The sequence below is a fragment of the Acerihabitans arboris genome, assembly GCF_010131535.1.
GTDB classification, from domain to species: Bacteria; Pseudomonadota; Gammaproteobacteria; order Enterobacterales; family Enterobacteriaceae; genus Acerihabitans; species Acerihabitans arboris.
Window position 1 is genome coordinate 353619 of the sequence record NZ_WUBS01000002.1, and the last position, 20543, is coordinate 374161.

The following is a 20543-nucleotide window of genomic DNA, read 5'->3' on the forward strand; positions in this document are numbered from 1 at the left end:
ATACGGGTGATTAAGGCTCGTTACTGGTGCTTTAACTTAGGAGTTGCGATGCGAGTTCTGGTTATAGAAGATAATTCTCTTCTTCGTCATCACCTGACAGTACAAATGCGTGAAATGGGTCATCAGGTTGATGCCGCCGCCGATGCCAGAGAGGCGGATTACTTTTTGCATGAACATCCACCTGATATCGCCATTGTCGACCTCGGACTACCCGACGAAGACGGTTTGAGCCTGATACGCCGCTGGCGTACGCACCAGGTAAAAATTCCTATTCTGGTGCTCACCGCGCGCGAGGGCTGGCAGGATAAGGTCACCGTGCTGGAAGCCGGCGCGGATGACTATGTGACCAAGCCTTTCCATCTTGAGGAAGTGGTGGCGCGCATGCAGGCCCTGATGCGCCGCAACAGCGGGCTGGCCTCGCAGGTCATTACCCTGCCGCCGTTCCAAATCGATCTCTCGCGCCGCGAATTGATGATCAACAATGAGCATATCAAGCTGACGGCATTTGAATATACGATTATCGAAACGCTGATCCGCAACGCCGGTAAGGTCGTCAGCAAGGACTCCCTGATGCTGCAACTTTATCCCGACGCTGAACTGCGCGAGAGTCATACCATTGATGTTCTCATGGGGCGATTGCGAAAAAAAATGCAGGCCGATTATCCGTACGAAGTGATCACGACGGTTCGTGGGCAGGGCTATCGTTTTGATGTTAATTAAGCTCTATGGCCCATTTCCCATATCCACATAAGAAGCCCTTCTCGCTTCGCGTCAGATTCCTGCTGGCCACCGCCTGCGTGGTTCTGGCGCTTTCCCTTTGCTATGGCATGGTTGCGGTCATCGGCTATAGCGTCAGCTTCGATAAAACCTCGTTTCGCCTGCTGCGCGGCGAAAGCAATCTGTTTTTCAGCCTGGCGCAGTGGAAGGACAATCGGCTGACTATCGCCGTCCCGCCGAATATCGACATCAATTTTGCCGCGCTGGTGCTTATCTATGACGATAAGGGCCAAATCCTCTGGCGTCAGCGCTATGTGCCGGCGCTGGAAACGCGGCTAAAGCCGGAATGGCTGGCTAAAACCGGCTATTTCGAGCTGGATACCGACACCCGCACCAGCAGCGCGGTGCTGGGCGACAATCCCACCGCCCAGGACAAATTAAAGGATTTCGACAGCAGCGACAGCAACGCGCTGACCCACTCCGTGGCGGTGAATCGTTATCCGGCCACCGGGCGGCTGCCGCCGTTGACCATCGTGGTGGTGGACACCATTCCCCATGAGCTGCAGCGTACCGACCTGGTCTGGGAATGGTTCAGCTATGTATTGCTGGCCAATCTGCTCTTGGTGGTGCCGCTGCTGTGGCTGGCGGCGCACTGGAGCCTGCGGCCGATCAAGGATCTGGTGCGGCAGGTGCGCGAGCTGGAAGGAGGCGAGCGGGACCTGCTGGACGAAAACCCGCCGCGCGAGCTGGGCATCCTGGTGCGTAACCTGAATATCCTGCTGAATAACGAACGCCAGCGTTACCAGAAGTATCGCTCCACCCTGTCCGATCTCACCCACAGCCTGAAAACCCCGTTGGCGGTGCTGCAGACCACCCTGCGCTCCCTGCGCACCGGCCGCGAAACCAATATCGAGCTGGTTGAGCCGATTATGCTTGAGCAGATCAGCCGTATTTCCCAACAAATCGGCTATTATCTGCACCGCGCCAGCGTGCACTCCGACTATAACGTTCTGAGCCGCGAACTGCATTCGGTGCCGGCGTTGCTGGATAGCCTATGCTCGGCGCTTAATAAAGTGTATAAGCGCAAAGGGGTATCCATTTCAGTGAATGTCACGCCCGAGCTCACCTTTATCGGCGATCAAAACGACTTTATGGAAGTGATGGGCAATATCCTCGATAACGCCTGCAAATACTGTCTGGAGTTTGTTGAAGTCAGCGCCAGGGCCAGCGTAAAAGAACTGCACCTGCTTGTCGAGGACGACGGCCCGGGCATTCCCGCCTCCGAACGTACGCTGATTTTCAAGCGCGGGCAGCGCGCGGATACCCTGCGGCCCGGGCAAGGCCTGGGCCTGTCGCTCGCGGCGGAAATACTGGAACAATACGAGGGCGACATCATTGTCGGGGAAAGCGAAAGCGAAAACGGCGAGCGCCGCACGTTGGTGGAAGTGATCTTTAAACGCCAGCAGGATTACCAGGACGACGATTAACCGACAGCGGCATGGCTTATGTTTTGATGAAAAATAGCGTCATTGACCTATTTAATATCGATCTTTTGCGGCATGTCGGATAATTTAACCCCCGCCTCCCAGCGGCTTCCGTTATAATCCAGTCAGGGTCCCTTACGGTGGAATAAGCTATGGATTATCAACTCGATCTTGACTGGAATGACTTTTTACAGCGCTACTGGCAAAAACGGCCGGTGATTATCAAACGCGCTTTTAAGGATTTTAAGGACCCATTGACGCCGGATGAACTGGCGGGCCTGGCGATGGAAACCGAGGTTGACAGCCGCCTGGTCAGCCATGAAGACGGGCGCTGGCAGGTCAGCCATGGGCCTTTCGAGAGTTTTGATAAGCTCAGCGAGAACAACTGGTCGCTGCTGGTACAGGCCGTTGACCACTGGCATGAGCCTTCCGCCGCGCTGATGCGCCCCTTCCGGCAGCTTCCCGACTGGCGCATCGACGATCTGATGATCTCTTTTGCCGTGCCCGGCGGCGGCGTCGGCCCTCATCTTGATCAATACGACGTGTTTATCATCCAGGGACAGGGTCGCCGCCATTGGCGGGTCGGCGAAAAAAAGGCGCTGAAACAACATTGTCCCCATCCGGATCTGCTGCAGGTTGAGCCTTTCGACGCCATTATCGATGAAGAAATGGAGCCGGGGGACGTGCTGTATATTCCGCCCGGATATCCCCACGAAGGCTATTCGCTGGAAAACGCGCTTAACTATTCCGTGGGCTTCCGGGCCCCCAGCGGGCGTGAACTGGTCAGCGGGTTTGCCGATTACGTCCTGGCGCAGGAATTAGGCAGCCAGCGCTATGGCGACCCGTCGCTGGCCCTGCGTCCCGACCCGGCCGCCGTGCTGCCGGAAGAGATCGATGCGCTGCGCGCCATGATGATGGATCTGGTCCAGCAGCCGGAACAATTTAACCACTGGTTCGGCGAGTTTATTTCCCAATCGCGCCATGAGCTGGATATTGCCCCGCCGGAGCCGCCTTACCAGGCCGGTGAAATCTACGATTTGCTGCGCCAGGGCGACCAATTGCATCGTCTCGGCGGCCTGCGCGTGCTGAAAGTGGGCGAAGAATGTTATGTTAACGGTGAGCAAATTGTCACCCAGCATAAGCAGGCGGTGGCGGTGTTGGCCAGCGCTTACGCTATTGGCGGCGCGCAGTTTGGCGAGGCGTTGGACGATCCCTCGTTCCTGGCGTTGTTGACGGCGCTTATCAATAGCGGGTACTGGTACTTTAAGAACTGAGGCGCGCCTGCATCGGCAGGGCGTGCCGCGCTGGCTGTAGCGGTTGGCGTTGGCACCCCTGGCCCACCCACCGCCCGTGCGTTGACGCGTATTAAATGCGAACGGCCATTACAACTTACGCGGCATGCCTTTCGCGCGCAACGCGCTCAGCTCGGCGATACGCATAATCACCCGGACCGCTTTTTCCATGCCGTCTTGCGAGGCGAATTCATGTTTACCGTGGTAGTTATAACCGCCGGTAAATAAATTCGGGCACGGCAAACCGCGAAACGACAGCTGTGCGCCGTCGGTGCCGCCGCGAATCGGTTTCATCACCGGCTCAAGACCGCAGTCACGCAGCGCCTGCTGCGCCAGTTCGATAATATGCGGATGCCGGGCCACCTGCTCATGCATATTGTAGTAGCTGTCTTCAATAGTCAGTTCAATATAACAATCCGGGTGCAGGCCCTTGCCCAGCGTTTCGGCGGTGGTGATCATAAACTGCTTACGGGCCTCAAAGCGCTGGCGGTTAAAATCACGCACGATGTAATGCATCTCAGCCCGGTCAACGCTGCCTTTCATGCTATTGAGGTGATAAAACCCCTCGTAGCCTTCTGTGGTCTCGGGCGTTTCGTCGGCCGGCATCTGCTGGTGAAAACGCGCGGCCAGCGTCAGGGCATTGACCATCACCCCTTTGGCGGTGCCGGGATGAACATTGTTACCGACAATTTTCACCAGCACCGACGCGGCGTTGAAGTTTTCGTATTCCAGTTCGCCGATACCGCCGCCGTCCATGGTATAAGCCCACTCCGCGCCAAAACGCTCGACATCAAAAAACTGTGCGCCCTTGCCGACTTCTTCATCGGGGGTAAACGCGATACGAATATCGCCATGGGGGATCTGTTTCGCCTTAATGCGCACCATGGCGGTAATAATCTCCGCAATGCCGGCTTTATCATCAGCCCCGAGCAACGTTTTGCCATCGGTGGTGATCAGGGTATGGCCCATCAGCTGATGCAATACCGGGAACATCACCGGCGAAAGGATCTCATCACCGTTGCCCAAGGCGATATCGCCGCCGCGATAATTTTCGACAATCTGCGGATTGACGTGTTTGCCGGTAAAGTCCGGAGCGGTATCCATATGGGAAATAAAGCCGATAACCGGCACCGGCCAAGCGACATTGGAGGGTAAGGTTGCCATCAGGCACCCGTGATCGCTTAACGTCACCTGCTCAAACCCCAGTGAAGAAAGTTCTTCCTGCAGCGCATGAGCCAGTTTCCATTGCCCTTCGGTGCTGGGTACTTGTTTAACCCCCGGTTTGGACTGGGTATCAAAGGAAACATAATGTAGAAAACGATCGAGTAATTTGTCCATTTTTTCCGCCTGTCGCATCACTGGCTCCTATTATGGGTAGCGATGATTTTTCAAATATTGTGTCAGGTCAGTTTTCATTGTTTTGACCTGCAAAAAAGCGTAATTGGCTTAGCATAGCCTAATACTATTGAGGATTGTTTAAGTTTTACTTGTGATGCGGGGGTTAGCTATCTTCGCATGTGCGGGATGGGCGACGTTTCGCTTGCCGCCAGCGGGAGGTTTATGTTGCCCCCGTGCGGCCAATCGACGAAGGGCCGGCAGGTCCTTCGCCCCTGCCGGAACGTGGTTTTAAGCCAAATAGCGGTTAATTAAGGCTCCAGTAGTCCACGATATTATTATTATCAAAAGTGACATAAAAACGGTCGCCATGAATTTCAGTGTTGCCACTCATTTTTCCGGATACCTTATTAGCTTGTGAAGATGCTGAATTTGCCGCCCCAGCCAACCCTAACGCGCTGGAAATCGCCCCGGTACCAGGGATATAACCTGTCAAACTGGATGCATCGCTTAAATTACCGCTTTTACGATAAACCCAAGTGACGCCATTGGATGATTTCTCATTCGTATCGGGTACGCCATACAAACGCTGCACTTCCTGTTGCGTAGTTTTGCCCTTCACAATATGAGACTCGACATAAGACGTGCTGAATTTATCTTCTCCACCCATCATTCCACCTGAGCAAGCTGAGAGCACGAGAACCATCAGTAAGCCAAAAAAAACCTTTTTCATTTTTATCTCCTGATATTTCCATAGTAAGCAAGAAAAACAAATACGCTAAACCAATCATAAATTTTTGTAACATAAATTTAATTAACAGCCAACAATTTATCTCCAATATTCCTAGGGTCACGTGCTATTCATTGATTTATAATAATTAAAATTTTCCACCTTTGTAAAAAAAGTGTGAGGAATGTCAATAAATGGTAAGCCACGCTCGATAGCGTGAAAAGAAGGACGCGAGAATTTGTCTGGATAACGACGTATTTACGGACGTGTAAAGTCACCGGTGCGCGTTACAACGAAGCACTAAATCTTAAATAACGGGATTTAAGCAATTTTTTCCCTCAAGCCGGGAATTTTCGCATATTAATATATCGCTTCTGTGTAAATAAAAAGCGTTTAATACCGCCATTATCGACAACTGAAATAGCCGGTCCCATGTCACCCAGCTCTTATGATCCAATGACCATTCAATAATGTGAAGCAGGATTTAACTCTGGGGTTGGCTTTAACCCAGGATCAGATGTTGACCCTGATGCAGGTTTAACCCTGATATTGGCTTTAACCTAGGAGTAGATTTTGACCTTGAAGTAGATTTTGACCTTGGGCGGCATATGGCTCCGCCGCTCACGGCAAGCTAAACCCTCACCGTCCCACCAAACACCGCCCCGCCCACGGCAAACATTCCCCGCCGCAGGCCAATCCCCCTTTATCCCCGTTGCCCCACAAACCCTGCGATAAATTTATCCACATACGCCGGGACACATTCGCTCGCCGGGCCGTAGATCCGCTCCTCAAACTGGCTCTCCACCTGGCTGGGCTCAAGGTTGAGCTCCACCGTGCGGGCGCCGCCTAACCGCGCCTCATGGACAAAACCCGCCGCCGGGTAGACATGGCCGGAGGTGCCGATAGCCAGAAAATAATCCGCCTTGCCGATTGCGTCATAAATTGCATCCATGCCCAGCGGCATCTCGCCAAACCAGACCACATGCGGGCGCAGCACCGCCGGAAACTGGCAGCAATGGCAACGATCGGCTTCCGTGACGTCTTCCGTCCAGTCCAGGATCTGGCCGCTGCTGACGCAGCGCACCTTCAGCAGCTCGCCATGCATATGGATAATGCGCCGGCTGCCGGCCCGTTCGTGCAGGTTATCGATATTCTGCGTCACCAGCAGGAAATTATCGCCCAACGTTTGCTCAAGCTCCGCCAGCGCCAGATGGGCGGCGTTCGGTTTGATCTCCGGCTGCTGCAGTTGGCGGCGGCGGGCATTATAGAAGGCCTGCACCAGCTGCGGGTCGCGCTGGAAACCTTCCGGGGTGGCGACGTCCTCGACCCGATGCTCTTCCCACAGGCCGTCGGCGGCGCGGAATGTACGGATACCCGATTCAGCAGAGATCCCGGCGCCGGTAAGCACCACTACAAAAGGTTTTTTCATCTTGGTTATCGCCATGATGTCACGGTGAAAAATACGTGAGCGCAATCGTTGCTGCCTGAGCCGTTTACTTTTACGAAACCGGATTAACCGGCGATGTATTCGCATGCTGCTAATTCCTTAATGCATGGCTCTGATTGGCCGCTAGGCACTTATAAACCGCTGAGTACTCTTGCCGGATCGATACGGCTCGCCCGCCGGGCCGGATACCAGCTGGCCAGCAGGCTGAGCAACAGCGCCGTGCCCAACACGCTAGCCACGTCCAGCCAGTGCAGCTCGGTAGGCAGAAAATCGATATAATAAATATCACCGGACAATAAATTATGCCCCAGCAAACGCTCGATTCCCTTGATCATATCCGTCAGGTTAAGCGCCACCAGCACGCCCACCACCACGCCGCTGAGGCTGCCCGTCAGTCCGGCAAGCAGGCCATACCAAATAAAAATAGCACGTGTTAGCCGGTCTTTGGCGCCGAGGGTACGCAATATCGCAATATCGGTGCTTTTATCCTTGACCGCCATCACCAGGGTGGAGACGATGTTAAAACACGCCACGCCGATCACCAGCACCATGGCCAGGTACATAATGGCGCGGATCATCTGGATATCCCGGTACATATAGCCGTAAGTGCCCATCCAGCTGCGGATATACACGTAGGTTTGCGTCACCTCGCCGGCGTCCCGCACCAGCTTGTTGGCGATAAACGGATTATCCACCTTGATGGCGATGCCGCTGACGTCCTGCCCTTTATCCAGATATTGCTGGGCATCCGCCAGCGGCACCATGGCAAAGCTGTGATCCAGCTGGCCGCTCAGGGCCAGGATGCCGCTCACCTGCAAACGGATGCGTTTGGGCTCCAGCAGTTTCATCTGCGGATCGCTGTTGGGGATCATCACGGTCAGCCAGTCGCCCTGTTTAACATCAAGGGACTGCGCCACGCCCTGGCCGATAATAATTTGCTGCCTGCCGGCGCTGAAATCCTGCCAGGCATTACCCTGGACATAACGCGGCAACGCGCTCAAACGGGATTCCTGGCGCGGATCGACACCTTTGACCTGGATCGCCTTAAGCTTGACGCCCCGTTCCACCAGGCCGGTGAAATTGACGTAAGGCGCCGCCGCGACGATGCCCGGCACTTTTTCAATGCGGGTTAATATCGCCGGCCAGTCGGTAAACGGCGCATTGACCGGCTCTATTTCGCCGTGCGGCACCACCGCCAGGATACGGTTATCCAGCTCGCGCTCAAAACCATTCATGGCGCTCAGGCCAATAATCAGCACCGCCACGCCGAGCGCGATGCCGACGGTGGAGATAATTGAAATCAGCGATACCATGCCGCCGCGGCGCCGGCCGCGGCTGAAACGCAGGGCAATTTGCAACGAAAGCGGGAAACCTCTCATCCGCGCGCTCCCAGCAGGTCGCCGTCCGGCTGCAGCTGACCGTCACGCATTTCCAGCTGGCGATTCAGGCGCCGCGCCAGGTTCAGATCGTGGGTAACCACTAAAAACGCGGTGCCCTGGCGCATGTTCAGCTCGCCAAGCAGTTCAAAAATACTGTCGGCGGTGCGTTGATCCAGGTTGCCGGTAGGTTCGTCGGCCAGCACCAGCGCCGGATGGTTGACCAGGGCGCGCGCTATCGCCACCCGCTGCCGCTCGCCGCCGGATAACTCGGAGGGACGATGGTGGCCGCGTTTCTCAAGCCCGACCGAGGCCAGCATTTCCCGCGCAGTGGCCTTTGCCTGCTGCGGCGCGGTGCCGCCGATAAGCAACGGCATGGCGACATTTTCCAGCGCGGTAAAATCCGGCAGCAAATGATGGAACTGATAGATAAAACCCAGCCGGCGGTTACGGATCTCAGCGCGCGCCTGGGAGGATAAGGCGGTGAGCTGATGGCCTTCAAAAATAACCTCGCCGGAGGTCGGCTCGTCCAGGCCGCCCAGTAAATGCAGCAGCGTACTTTTACCCGATCCAGAGCTACCGACAATGGCCATCATCTCGCCGGGCAGCATCGAAAAAGTCACATCACGCAGCACTTCGGTAAACAACTTGCCTTCCTGATAACGCTTACTCAGATTGTTACACTGCAACAAAGGAGCATTATTCATAACGTAAAGCCTCAGCGGGATGAACGGCGGCCGCGCGCCAGGAAGGGTAAAGCGTGGAGAGTAACGCCACGACCATTGCCAGCACGGCAATGGTCGTTACCTGTAGGGTATCGATATCGACCGGCAACTGGGCGCCGTCAAGGAAGGCGCCAATCACCGGCATCAAATTATTCAGCTGGCTGGCGAGCAGCACGCCCAGGCCGGTGCCCAGCAGCGCGCCGATAATGCCCGCGCCGGCCCCTTGCACCATGAACACCAGCATCACCTGGCGACGGGTCAGGCCGAGGGTCTGCAAAATCGCCACCTCGCCCTGTTTTTCCATCACCAGCAGGCCGAGCGAGGTGATGATGTTAAACGCCGCCACCGCCACAATCAGGCTCAAGAGCAGGCCCATCATGTTTTTTTCCATGCGCACCGCCTGGAACAGCTCGCCCTTGCGCTCGCGCCAATCTTTCCATTGGGTGCCTTCCGGAAGTCGCTGGCGGCTGACCGCCTCGACGTCCAGCGGCTTTTGCAGCCACAGGCGCCAGCCGGTGATATTGCCGGCCGGGTAACGCATCAGGCGCGAGGCGTCCTGCTGGTTGGCCAGCAACTGATATTGGTCCACCTCGCTGTTGGCGGCGAAAGTGCCGGCCACGGTAAACAGGCGCTGGCTGGGAATACGCCCCATCGGCGTGAACTGGCTGGCGCCGGGCACCATCAACCGCAGCTGGTCGCCGCGTTTAACGCTCAGTTGCCCCGCCAGTTGCTCGCCGAGGATGACCTTATAGCCGCCGGGCTGGAGCGCGTCCATCCGGATATTGACCAGGTAGCGGGCCAGCGGTTCGGGATCCTGCGGATTGACGCCCAGCATAACCCCGACGGCGACGCTGCGCGCGCTTTGCAGCACCACATCGCCGGTGGTCAGCGGCACGATGCGGCTGATGCCCTGAAGTCCCGCTAGCGCCGAGGGCGGAATGCGTTTAGGATCTAGCGATCCGCCGGGTGTGGTGATCAATGCCTGGGGCATGACACCAAGAATGTTGCCTTCCAGCTCACGCTCGAATCCGTTCATCACCGATAGCACGGTGACCAGCGCCATGACGCCGAGAGTGATGCCGATGGTGGATAACCAGGAGACAAAGCGCCCGAAGCGGTCTGATGCCCGCCCGCGCATGTAGCGCAGGCCAATATATAATGCGACAGGTTGATACATTGAATTCCGTTTTGATGCCGGTTGCCAAAGCAAAGTGATCAAGGATAATAAAGGGTCGTACCCTATTATGGAACTACTAACCGCCGCTACAACCTGCTTTTATTCTTGTTAGGCTGCCAAACATAAGCCATCATGCTCAATGCATGCACGTTTCGCCACAGTCCATATCGCATTGGTCCCCGGCGCAAGAGAAGAGATCTGACCACAGTTTATGTCCGAACAATATCGTTATACCTTACCTACCAAGCCCGGTGAACAACGTTTATTGGGTCAACTCACCGGCGCCGCCTGCGCCGTAGAATGCGCCGCCATTGTCGATCGCTACCACGGCCCCGTGATGCTGGTGGCGCCGGATATGCAAAACGCCCTGCGGCTACATGACGAAATCCGGCAGTTCACCCGCCACCCGGTGATTACCCTGCCCGACTGGGAAACGCTGCCCTACGACAATTTTTCCCCGCACCAGGAAATCATATCCGATCGTTTGTCGACATTGTATCAACTGCCGACGATGGAGCGCGGGGTCATCATCCTGCCGATCAATACCCTGATGCAACGGATATGCCCGCATTCCTTCCTGCATGGCCACGCGCTGGTGATGAAAAAGGGCCAGCGCCTCTCGAGGGATAAACTGCGCGCACAGCTGGAACAGGCCGGCTACCGCAGCGTCGACCAGGTGATGGAGCACGGTGAGTTCGCCACCCGCGGCGCCCTGCTCGATCTTTATCCCATGGGCAGCGAGGAACCCTATCGCATCGATTTTTTCGATGATGAAATCGATAGCCTGCGCATCTTTGATGTCGACAGCCAGCGCACATTGCAGGAGGTCGATCATATCAACCTGCTGCCGGCCCATGAATTCCCCACCGATAAGGCGGCCATCGAATTATTCCGCAGCCGGTGGCGCGAGCAGTTCGAAGTCAGGCGCGACGCCGAACATATCTACCAGCAGGTGAGCAAAGGCACCCTGCCGCCCGGCATCGAATATTGGCAACCGCTGTTTTTCAGCGAACCGCTGCCGGCGTTGTTCAGCTATCTGCCGGCCAGTACCCTACTGGTCAACACCGGCGATCTGGCGGCCGGTGCCGAACGTTTCTGGCTGGATGCCCTTGCGCGTTATGAAAATCGCCGGGTAGACCCCATGCGGCCGCTGGTGGCGCCCGAAACGCTATGGCTGCGGGTCGACGGACTGTTCAATGAACTGAAAAACTGGCCGCGCGTGCAGCTGACGGGCGTTCGGCTGGACGCGAAAGCCGCCAATATCAATATGGAATACCAGGCGTTGCCGGACCTGGCGGTGGAAGCGCAAAACAAGGCGCCGATGGATAAATTGCGTCAGTTCTGCGAGCAGTTCGACGGCCGCGTGATTTTCTCGGTGGAAAGCGAGGGTCGGCGGGAAACCCTGCAGGAATTGCTGGCGCGCATCAAGATCATCCCGAAATTAATTGCCCGGCTCGACGATGCCGCCGGTCCCGGCAACTACCTGATTATCGGCGCCAGCGAACGTGGTTTCATCGATTATTTCCGCGGGCGCGCCCTGATTTGCGAAGGGGACCTGCTGGGGGAACGGGTAAGCCGCCGGCGCCAGGACAACCGCCGCACAATTAATGCCGATACCCTGATCCGCAACCTGGCGGAACTGCGCCCGGGCCAGCCGGTGGTGCATCTGGAGCATGGCGTGGGCCGCTACGGCGGCATGACCACCCTGGAGGCCGGCGGCATCAAGGCGGAATACCTGATCCTGACCTACGCCGGTCACGACAAACTGTATGTGCCGGTGTCATCGCTGCATCTGATCAGCCGCTATTCCGGCGGCGCGCAGGAAAATGCGCCCTTGCATAAGCTGGGCGGCGACGTCTGGTCCCGCGCCCGGCAAAAAGCGGCGGAGCGGGTACGCGACGTGGCGGCCGAGCTATTGGATATCTACGCCCAGCGGGCGGCGAAGGTGGGCTTCGCCTTCCGGCAAAACCGCGAAAACTACCAGCTGTTCTGCGAGGGTTTCCCCTTTGAGCCCACGCCGGACCAGGCGCAGGCCATTAACGCGGTGCTGAGCGATATGTGCCAGCCGCTGGCCATGGACCGCCTGGTGTGCGGCGACGTGGGTTTTGGCAAAACCGAGGTGGCGATGCGCGCCGCTTTCCTGGCCATTGAAAATCACAAGCAGGTCGCGGTGCTGGTGCCGACCACCCTGCTCGCCCAGCAGCATTTTGATAATTTCCGCGACCGTTTTGCCAATTGGCCGGTGCGCATCGAGATGATTTCGCGCTTTCGCAGCGCCAAAGATCAGGCGCAGGTGCTGGAACAGACGGTGGAAGGCAAGGTGGATATCCTGATCGGTACCCATAAGCTGCTGCAAAGCGAAATTAAATGGCGCGATCTGGGCCTGCTGATTGTCGACGAGGAACATCGCTTCGGGGTACGCCACAAAGAGCGCATCAAGGCGATGCGCGCCGACGTCGACATCCTGACCCTGACCGCCACGCCCATACCGCGCACCCTGAACATGGCCATGAGCGGTATGCGCGATTTGTCCATCATCGCCACGCCGCCCGCACGCCGCCTGGCGGTAAAAACCTTTGTGCGCGAATACGACAGCCTGGTGGTGCGCGAAGCCATCCTGCGCGAAGTACTGCGCGGCGGCCAGGTCTATTATCTCTATAACGATGTGGAGAATATCGAAAAAGCCACCCACCGCCTGCAGGAGCTGGTGCCGGAAGCGCGTATCGCCATCGGCCACGGCCAGATGCGCGAGCGTGACCTGGAGCGGGTGATGAACGATTTCCACCATCAGCGCTTTAATGTCCTGGTCTGCACCACCATTATTGAAACCGGCATCGATATCGCCAATGCCAATACCATCATTATCGAGCGCGCCGACCATTTCGGGCTGGCGCAATTGCACCAGCTGCGCGGTCGCGTGGGCCGGTCCCATCACCAAGCCTATGCCTACCTGCTGACTCCGCCGCCAAAAGCCCTAAGCCAGGACGCGCTAAAACGCCTGGAGGCCATAGCGTCGCTGGAGGACTTGGGCGCCGGATTTGCCCTGGCAACCCACGATCTGGAAATCCGCGGCGCCGGCGAGCTGCTGGGCGAGGACCAGAGCGGCCAGTTGCAGACCATCGGGTTCTCCTTGTATATGGAACTGCTGGAAAGCGCGGTCGAAGCGCTCAAGGCCGGACGGGAGCCTTCGCTGGAAGATTTAACCAGCCAACTGACCGACGTTGAGTTGCGGATGCCCGCCCTGCTGCCGGAAGAGTATATTCCCGACGTCAATACCCGTTTATCCTTCTATAAACGCATCGCCAGCGCCCCCGACAGCCGGGAAATAGAAGAGCTGAAGGTGGAATTGATCGACCGTTTCGGCCGGTTGCCCGACCCGGCGCGCCACCTGCTGGACATCACCGCCCTGCGGCAGCGGGCGCGCAAACTCGGCATCAAGCGCATTGAAGGCAACGAAAAAGGCGGGTTTATTGAGTTCAGCGAAAAAAACCGCGTGGATCCGGTCTATCTCATCGGCCTGCTGCAGCGCGACCCCAAGACCTTCCGGCTGGACGGTCCGACGCGGCTGAAGTTTATCAAGGCCCTGCCCGAACGGCTGGAACGGTTGCAATATGTGGAGCAACTGCTGGCGGGATTGGATCAGCATCAGGTTCCCGCCTGATCACCATCGTGCCCGTCTGTGGCTACCCCGCCGGGTCCGGCTCCGGGCCGGAGATCCCGGCATCGAGGGGATAATCAACAGGCCTGTTTTACAGGCCTGTGTAATGTTATTCAGGACGTTGTCGCGGCTGCCCGCTAGGCCTGTTTATTCAGCTCAAGGCGGCCTTTGCCATCCAGCGGGATCTGGGTACCCGGGTCGTGATCCATACGGATTTTGCCCTGTTCGTCGCCGATTTTGTAGGTAACATCGTAACCCATCAGCTTCTGCGACTTGTCATAAACCGTTTGGCACCGCTGATGGGTGCTGGAGTAGGTATCCCGATCCTGCAGGTTACCCTGCACCTGGTTGCCGGTATAACCGCCCGCCAACGCCCCGGCGACCGTCGCCACGTCCCTGCCGCGCCCGCCGCCGAACTGATGCCCTATTACGCCGCCCGCGACCGCGCCGAGCAGCGAGCCGGCAATTTTATTTTCGTCCTGCACCGGCCTGCGGCGGCTAACGGTGACGTTGCGGCATTCCTGGCGTGGGGTCTTGATGGTTTCATTAATGGGCGTCGCCGTGACCACCTGGGCATATTTGGGACCAGAGGAGAACATATCCAGTCCGGCAACCGCCGCGATGCCTGATGCCGCGGCAATCCCAATGCCAACGCCGGCTAACATTGATTTATTCATGGGGAATCCTCCTGAAGTATTAACCCACGCATTCACTGGCAGCTACCGGTTCCCAGAGGCAGGCCATCTTGGGCATGTCCTCTCCGGACGCTGGCGGAAAACAGAGCAGATATATTCATTCGGCGCGGCGTGCGTGAATCGCCGGCCGGATACAGCGCAGTCTGCACAAACGCAGCGATAGCGGCAATAAGACTAATAGCTAAAAGGAAGGTTTTTGCTACAGTTAAATGCCGGTTTGGGAGCATTCCTAGAGGATTAGGCAAGATTACCGGCATTTAAAGCTAAGGATAAGCGTCGCTAATACAGAGCGTCAGGCGGCGCTTCGTCAGACAGGATGGCTATTACCGCACCCGCGTCAGCCGTGTTGAAACGGGACGCGCCATGGGGGGGAAGCGGCCCGCTTCCGGCCGCCCCATGGCGCGCACATGACATCAATGGAGTTTCAGGTGCGGCCTTATTACGCGGTTAATCCGCCCCACCAGCACGATAAGGCCGGTCTTGAACAGGCCGTGCAGGGCAACTTGATGCATGCGGTAAAGCGAAATATACACTGCGCGCGCAATACGGCCTTCTATCATCATGGAGCCGCGCATCAGGTTGCCCATCAGGCTGCCCACGGTGCTGAACCTGGACAACGAGACCAGGGAGCCATGATCTTTATAGACGTACGCTTTCAGTTCCCGGCCTTTTAACAGCGCCAGGATATTGCCGCACGCCAGGCTGGCCATCTGGTGCGCCGCCTGGGCGCGCGGCGGCACAAAACCGCCGGACGCCTGCGGACAGGACGCGCAGTCGCCGATGGCGAAAATGGACGCATCGCGGGTGGTCTGCAATGTCGGCTCAACCAGCAGCTGATTGGTCCGGTTGGTGTCCAGCCCGGCGATATCCTTAAGGAAATCCGGCGCCTTGATGCCCGCCGCCCAGACCATCAGCTCCGCCTGGATAAATTCACCGTCCTTGGTGGACAGGCCGTCGGGTCCGGCGCTGGTCACCAGCGTTTTCGTCAGGACCCGCACGCCCATTTTGCCCAGCTCATGGTGCGCCGACGCGGAAATGCGCGCGGGCAACGCCGGCAGGATACGCTCGCCCGCCTCGACCAGGGTCACGTTCAGCGCCTGGTTGTCGAGACCTTTGAAACCGTAGCTGTGCAGTTCCTGTACCGCGTTGTGCAGTTCGGCCGACAGTTCCACACCGGTGGCGCCGCCGCCGACGATGGCGATGTTAACCCGCGCTTCCGCGCCGTGCGGCTGGGTGGAAAACCTGAGGAAAAGGTTAAGCATTTCATTATGGAAACGCTGTGCCTGGGCCGGGCTGTCCAGGAAAATGCAGTTTTCCTTTACCCCGGCGGTGCCGAAGTCGTTGGACACGCTGCCCAGCGCCATGACCAGGATGTCGTAATGCAGCTGGCGCACCGGCACCAGCAGATCGCCCTGGGCGTCGCGGATTTCGTCCAGCTGCAGCGTTTTCTCTTCACGATTGATATTGCTCAGGCTGCCCATTTGGAAAAAAAAGTGATGATTACGGGCATGGGCCAGATAACTGATGGCATCCACGCCTTCGTCCAGGGATCCGGTGGCCACTTCATGCAGCAGGGGTTTCCAAAGATGGCTGTGATTGCGGTCCACCAGGGTAATGTCCGCTTTTTTGCCGCGTCCCAGGGCTGAACCCAGACGGGTGGCCAATTCCAGGCCGCCGGCGCCGCCGCCAACGATGACAATTTGCTTTAGGGGTGATGACAAAATAACCTCCAAATGTAAACCAACCGTTAACTAAGGGTAAATGCAAATACCCTTACAAAACACATGGTTACGTTAAAAATAAACTATTGCTTCCGCAAGATTATCATGTTGGGTCATTTGGTCATACCAAAATTGATATAAATCAATTTTGCAGCATCAGTAATATTATCAATCTAAAGCACGCTGGTTTTTAACTATTGGGAACACAAGGAGAAAATGCAGCGAATCGACGCGCTGCCGCAGGGAGGATAGTGATAAAACGTTGCCGGGCACCCATGGCGGGCGGGTACCCTGGCGCTGGCACGGATGGCGTCGGGCGCTTAGCCCAGCGCCTTGAACCCCTGGATGCGCAACAGATGCGGGGAGATATTCTTGAATTTATGCTGTTGATCATCGTCCCAGATAATCTCATAAAAAGGTCCCAGCAGGTCCGCGCTGCGACGGCTGTCCAGCGCCTCGTCATTGCGCGATAGCAATACCAGGCAACGATCGCGATTTTTTTCGCGGAAATTGCCCACGCATTTGGTGGCGATATCCACGTATTCTTCCGGACGATCGATTTTGCCCGGCATATTTTCTTCGGGAAATAAATTCGGATTGACGATCGCCTGGCGCATATCGCACAGGAACCCGATGCGCTCCGCCCAGAAGCCCCCCAGCCCGACGCCGCAGATAAGCGGGCGTTCGTCATCGGTCAACTGCTGCATTTTGTTCACTTCTTTCAACAGATGCTGCATATCGTGGCGCGGGTGACGGGTGCTGTAGCTTATCAGCCGGACATCGGGATCGATAAACTGGAGCTGCAGCACTTTTTCATGATTACCGGGACTATTGGAATCAAAACCGTGCAAATAGATGATCATCACTATCCTCGTCGCTAAATAAGTCAGGACGCTGAACGTCAGCGGTCTGGTGATTCTTCCCGTCGCTGTTTCTCCTCGGTCCACTGTCCGGACAGCAACGTAAGCTGTTGATGGATTTGCCGCCAGCGCGGGGAACCGAGCAGCTCTTTACGGGAACAGACTCCACGATGGTATAACGTCTCGACGGCGCCGACTTTGATCGGCGACAGATTATCCAGCACCTTGACCGCGCCGGCGCGGTTATTGCACACCAGGATCATATCGCAGCCGGCATCCAGCGACGCCTGCGCGCGCTCGGCGTAACCGCCCATCACCGCCGCGCCTTCCATGGATAAATCATCGGAAAAAATGATGCCGCCGAAACCCAGCTCGCGGCGCAGGATCTGTTGCAGCCAAAAGGCCGAACCGCTGGCCGGCAGCGGGTCCGCCTCGGTATAGATCACATGGGCGGGCATGATGGCATCCAGCGCGCCGCGCTCGATAAGCGTGCCAAACACCTGCATATCATGGGCGCGAATCTCGGCAAGCGGACGTCCGTCGACCGGCGTTTCCTTATGGGAGTCGGCGGTGACCGCGCCGTGGCCGGGAAAATGCTTACCGGTGGCCTTCATGCCGGCCAGATGCATGCCGCTGATAAAACTTTCGGCCAGCTCGATGGCGGGTGCCGCCTGGTGGTGGAAGGCGCGTTCGCCGATGGCCAGGCTGCCATGACCGATATCCAGCACCGGCGCAAAGCTGATATCGATATCCATGGCAATCATTTCCGACGCCATCAGCCAACCGGCGTCCTGGGCCAGCGCAATGGCCTCTGGCATGGGACGCAGGGCCGCGTAAGCCTGCGCGGCGGGCAAGCGGGTAAAGCCTGCGCCAAAACGCTGCACCCGGCCCCCTTCCTGATCCACCGCCACCACCAGCCGCCGGCGGGAGGCCCGGCGGATTTGCCGTACCAGCGCCGCCAGCTGATCGGGATCGTGATAGTTACGGGTAAATATAATGACGCCGCCCACCGTGGGGTGCCGCAGTATTTCTCGCTCTTCATTATCCAGCTCATAGCTGGCGACATCTAACATCAATGGACCCACGACGACCTCATTCAGAACGGTAAACCCAAATTGCGACGCAGCGGCGCAGCATACTGTAAAAACTGCCGTTGACGGGTTTGCCGCCAGCGGACTTCGTACCACATCAACATCAGGTAATCGACCCAGGGCGCCCAGGCGGCAATCCGCCGGCGGAGAACGTCCTGGGCATAACCGGGCGAGCGGGCCTGGTAGGCGAGCAGAAAGCCGGCCTGCCGGCGTCCGTCCAGTCCGTTGCCGCGAAACAGCGCCGCCAGCTCCAGGGCTATATCGCCGTCGCCGGCGTATTCCCAGTCAATCAGCCGCAACCCGCCGTCCCGCCCGCGCAGCACGTTGCCGGGATGGATATCCATATGCAGCGGCGCGAGGCTAAGCGTCGAGGGCATTTTGGCGCGCATGAAACGCTGCTGCAGCCGCAGCCACGCCGGACAGCGGCGTGACGGATCGCTGGCCTGCCAATAGGCGGCATAACGGGCGCGCAGGGCAATAGGATAACCGTAGCGCGGCCCGCGATGCAATTGCGCCAGTAGTGCCGCGAGTGCCCCGCCGGCCATCTCCGCCTGCCAGCCCGCCTCGGGCAGGGTTTCACCGGGCAGCCAATCCACCAGCAACCACTGTGCCCGGTTGGTACGCGGCGCCGGCGCCGGGGTGCCGGCGGGCAAGCGCCGCAGCAGGCGAAACTCCCGGCGCCGATCCACGCCCAGCAGTTGTTTAGACGGCGAGGCTTCACGCGCCAGCCAGTCCACGCCCGCGGCGCGGATGCGCCAACTGGCGCCGGTCAGGCCATCAACCGGCTCCACCAGACACCCGGCGGCATCCGCCTGCGGTAATACCTGCGTCAACAGCTCGTCAAGGGAAAGCCTACTCTTGCGCAAGCCCTTTACCCGACCAGACGATCTCGCCTGACTGAACCAGCATCAACTGCATCTCGATTTCCGGCTGTTTGGCATCGCCATTGGCATCGCTGTAGAGCACATACTGCGCGTTAACATAACGCGCCAGCCCCACCGCCTTGCTGCGCGACTCCAGGCTATCGTCCACCGACAGTCCCAGCGTCTGCTTGGCAGACGCCATCTGTTCCTGGCTGATGACGGTGAAGGTGCTATTCGACGCCAGGGCGCTGTACAACGCGGCGGTGGCTTTACCGGTCTGGACGCTGCCGTTGGTATTGTTTTTCATGCTATTTATTAACAATACGCTGCCCGGCGCAATCCCCTGGGCGCCAAGCATTTGCTTGACCAGCGGATCGACGCTGGCCTGCCAATCAAGGGTCCTGATTTTTGGCGGGGTCGGTACCGGCTGCGGCTGCGGCACCGGCTGCGGAGTGGGTACCGGCTGCGCCGGTTCGATGGTAGCGGGCGGCTGCTCCGGTTCCGGCGCCCGCGTCGGACACCCGGTCAGCACCAGTGCGGCTAACACGACAAAAAGATACTTTTTCATCATCCATTACTCAAACTCAGGTTACAAAAAAAGATAGAGGCGAACGCGCCTGGCCTCAAGATTACCGCTGATGGATTCAACGGTGACATCGGTTCCCGGCGGGATGACCAACGTACGGGTATCGGGGAAAGGTAAAATATCCAGCCCCTGTGGATCATACCAATAAAACCGGTAATTAACGGTGACGGCGTGGTCTTGTCCGTTGTTGATGGTGGCATGGGCACGCCGGCGGCCCCGATCGTCACCGATGGCGGGCGCCTCGGCGGTGATGCCCGCCGTCAGTACCGACGGGTCCATGACCAGCGTTTGCCGATCGTTAATCATCAGCGTCTTATTATTACTGGCGGTACATCCCGTGATAAGCAACAGCATGGCTAAATACGGTGGCGCAAAACGCATGGAATTCCCCTAACGCTCGTATGTCCGATCGCTCTTTTGCCGTTTAATAACTGACCAGCGGCCCGAGCGTCCTGCCGCCAAGAAGATGCATATGCAGATGATAGACTTCCTGTCCGCCGTGGCGGTTGCAGTTGACTATCAGGCGAAAGCCGTTCTCGGCGATACCTTCCTGCTCGGCAATTTTGGCGGCGGCGGTAAACATGCGGCCCAGCGCCGCTTCATGCTCGGCCGTGACGTCGTTGACGGTTGGGATCAGGATATTGGGCACGATCAGGATATGGCTTGGCGCCTTAGGGGTAATGTCGCGAAAGGCGGTGACCAGTTCGTCTTGATAAACGATATCCGCGGGTATTTCCCGGCGGATGATTTTACTAAAAATGGTTTCTTCAGCCATGACGTCTTTCC

General features: G+C 57.7%; 18 protein-coding genes. 4 read left to right on the forward strand and 14 right to left on the reverse strand.

The annotated features are described in order from the left end of the window. Positions 1 to 48: 48 nt before the first annotated feature. The 3 genes from phoP to GRH90_RS03845 all read left to right on the forward strand — a co-directional run bounded on the left by phoP (position 49) and on the right by GRH90_RS03845 (position 3475). The gene (gene phoP / locus GRH90_RS03835; protein ID WP_162364562.1) at positions 49 to 720 is read left to right on the forward strand and encodes a two-component system response regulator PhoP; all 672 of its coding nucleotides are present in this window, start codon (positions 49 to 51) and stop codon (positions 718 to 720) included. 5 nt (positions 721 to 725) lie between these two features. After that, the gene (phoQ, locus tag GRH90_RS03840) at positions 726 to 2204 is read left to right on the forward strand and encodes a two-component system sensor histidine kinase PhoQ (protein ID WP_162364563.1); all 1479 of its coding nucleotides are present in this window, start codon (positions 726 to 728) and stop codon (positions 2202 to 2204) included. 149 nt (positions 2205 to 2353) lie between these two features. Next, positions 2354 to 3475, forward strand: coding sequence for a ribosomal protein uL16 3-hydroxylase (locus tag GRH90_RS03845; RefSeq protein WP_162364564.1), 1122 nt, complete (start codon positions 2354 to 2356; stop codon positions 3473 to 3475). A gap of 108 nt (positions 3476 to 3583) precedes the next feature. Here the strand turns inward: GRH90_RS03845 and pepT are convergent, their stop codons facing one another. The 6 genes from pepT to lolC all read right to left on the reverse strand — a co-directional run bounded on the left by pepT (position 3584) and on the right by lolC (position 10283). Further along, complete coding sequence (pepT, locus tag GRH90_RS03850; protein ID WP_162364565.1) at positions 3584 to 4831, reverse strand: peptidase T; 1248 nt, start codon at positions 4829 to 4831, stop codon at positions 3584 to 3586. Positions 4832 to 5135: 304 nt separating this feature from the next. Further along, the gene (locus GRH90_RS03855) at positions 5136 to 5561 is read right to left on the reverse strand and encodes a membrane lipoprotein lipid attachment site-containing protein (RefSeq protein WP_162364566.1); all 426 of its coding nucleotides are present in this window, start codon (positions 5559 to 5561) and stop codon (positions 5136 to 5138) included. A 700-nt stretch (positions 5562 to 6261) separates the two neighbouring features. Continuing rightward, entirely contained in the window at positions 6262 to 7092 is an 831-nt protein-coding gene (cobB, locus tag GRH90_RS03860; RefSeq protein WP_162364567.1) for a Sir2 family NAD+-dependent deacetylase, read from the reverse strand. A 44-nt stretch (positions 7093 to 7136) separates the two neighbouring features. After that, positions 7137 to 8384: a lipoprotein-releasing ABC transporter permease subunit LolE gene (gene lolE / locus GRH90_RS03865; RefSeq protein WP_162364568.1), complete on the reverse strand. Its 1248-nt coding sequence runs from the start codon at positions 8382 to 8384 to the stop codon at positions 7137 to 7139. Continuing rightward, the gene (lolD, locus tag GRH90_RS03870) at positions 8381 to 9088 is read right to left on the reverse strand and encodes a lipoprotein-releasing ABC transporter ATP-binding protein LolD (RefSeq protein WP_162364569.1); all 708 of its coding nucleotides are present in this window, start codon (positions 9086 to 9088) and stop codon (positions 8381 to 8383) included. Before lolD ends, lolE begins: the two co-directional genes overlap by 4 nt. After that, entirely contained in the window at positions 9081 to 10283 is a 1203-nt protein-coding gene (lolC, locus tag GRH90_RS03875; RefSeq protein WP_162364570.1) for a lipoprotein-releasing ABC transporter permease subunit LolC, read from the reverse strand. The genes lolD and lolC overlap by 8 nt, the downstream gene beginning before the upstream one ends. 211 nt (positions 10284 to 10494) lie before the next feature. Between lolC and mfd the strand changes: the two genes are divergently transcribed. After that, positions 10495 to 13944 carry a transcription-repair coupling factor gene (gene mfd, locus GRH90_RS03880; RefSeq protein WP_162364571.1) on the forward strand — a complete coding sequence of 1150 codons (3450 nt, stop codon included), beginning with the start codon at positions 10495 to 10497 and terminating at the stop codon, positions 13942 to 13944. A 134-nt stretch (positions 13945 to 14078) separates the two neighbouring features. Here mfd and GRH90_RS03885 read toward each other — a convergent pair whose 3' ends face one another. The 8 genes from GRH90_RS03885 to hinT form a co-directional block, all read right to left on the reverse strand. Then, a complete protein-coding gene (locus GRH90_RS03885; protein ID WP_162364572.1) occupies positions 14079 to 14618 on the reverse strand; it encodes a glycine zipper 2TM domain-containing protein in 540 nt (179 codons plus the stop codon). Positions 14619 to 15049: 431 nt separating this feature from the next. Further along, entirely contained in the window at positions 15050 to 16357 is a 1308-nt protein-coding gene (locus tag GRH90_RS03890) for an NAD(P)/FAD-dependent oxidoreductase (RefSeq protein ID WP_162364573.1), read from the reverse strand. A gap of 320 nt (positions 16358 to 16677) precedes the next feature. After that, positions 16678 to 17220 (reverse strand): alpha/beta hydrolase YcfP, encoded by a 543-nt coding sequence (ycfP, locus tag GRH90_RS03895; RefSeq protein WP_162364574.1) that lies wholly within the window; start codon positions 17218 to 17220, stop codon positions 16678 to 16680. Positions 17221 to 17258: 38 nt separating this feature from the next. Beyond that, positions 17259 to 18302, reverse strand: a complete 1044-nt coding sequence (gene nagZ / locus GRH90_RS03900; protein WP_162364575.1) for a beta-N-acetylhexosaminidase — start codon at positions 18300 to 18302, stop codon at positions 17259 to 17261. Positions 18303 to 18313: 11 nt separating this feature from the next. Further along, positions 18314 to 19174: a thiamine kinase gene (gene thiK / locus GRH90_RS03905; RefSeq protein ID WP_162364576.1), complete on the reverse strand. Its 861-nt coding sequence runs from the start codon at positions 19172 to 19174 to the stop codon at positions 18314 to 18316. Then, positions 19161 to 19739, reverse strand: coding sequence for a penicillin-binding protein activator LpoB (lpoB, locus tag GRH90_RS03910; RefSeq protein ID WP_162364577.1), 579 nt, complete (start codon positions 19737 to 19739; stop codon positions 19161 to 19163). The genes thiK and lpoB overlap by 14 nt, the downstream gene beginning before the upstream one ends. A gap of 21 nt (positions 19740 to 19760) precedes the next feature. After that, the gene (locus GRH90_RS03915; protein ID WP_162364578.1) at positions 19761 to 20138 is read right to left on the reverse strand and encodes a YcfL family putative periplasmic lipoprotein; all 378 of its coding nucleotides are present in this window, start codon (positions 20136 to 20138) and stop codon (positions 19761 to 19763) included. A gap of 43 nt (positions 20139 to 20181) precedes the next feature. Then, on the reverse strand, positions 20182 to 20532 hold the full coding sequence (gene hinT, locus GRH90_RS03920) for a purine nucleoside phosphoramidase (RefSeq protein ID WP_162364579.1): 351 nt from the start codon (positions 20530 to 20532) through the stop codon (positions 20182 to 20184). Positions 20533 to 20543: the final 11 nt, after the last annotated feature.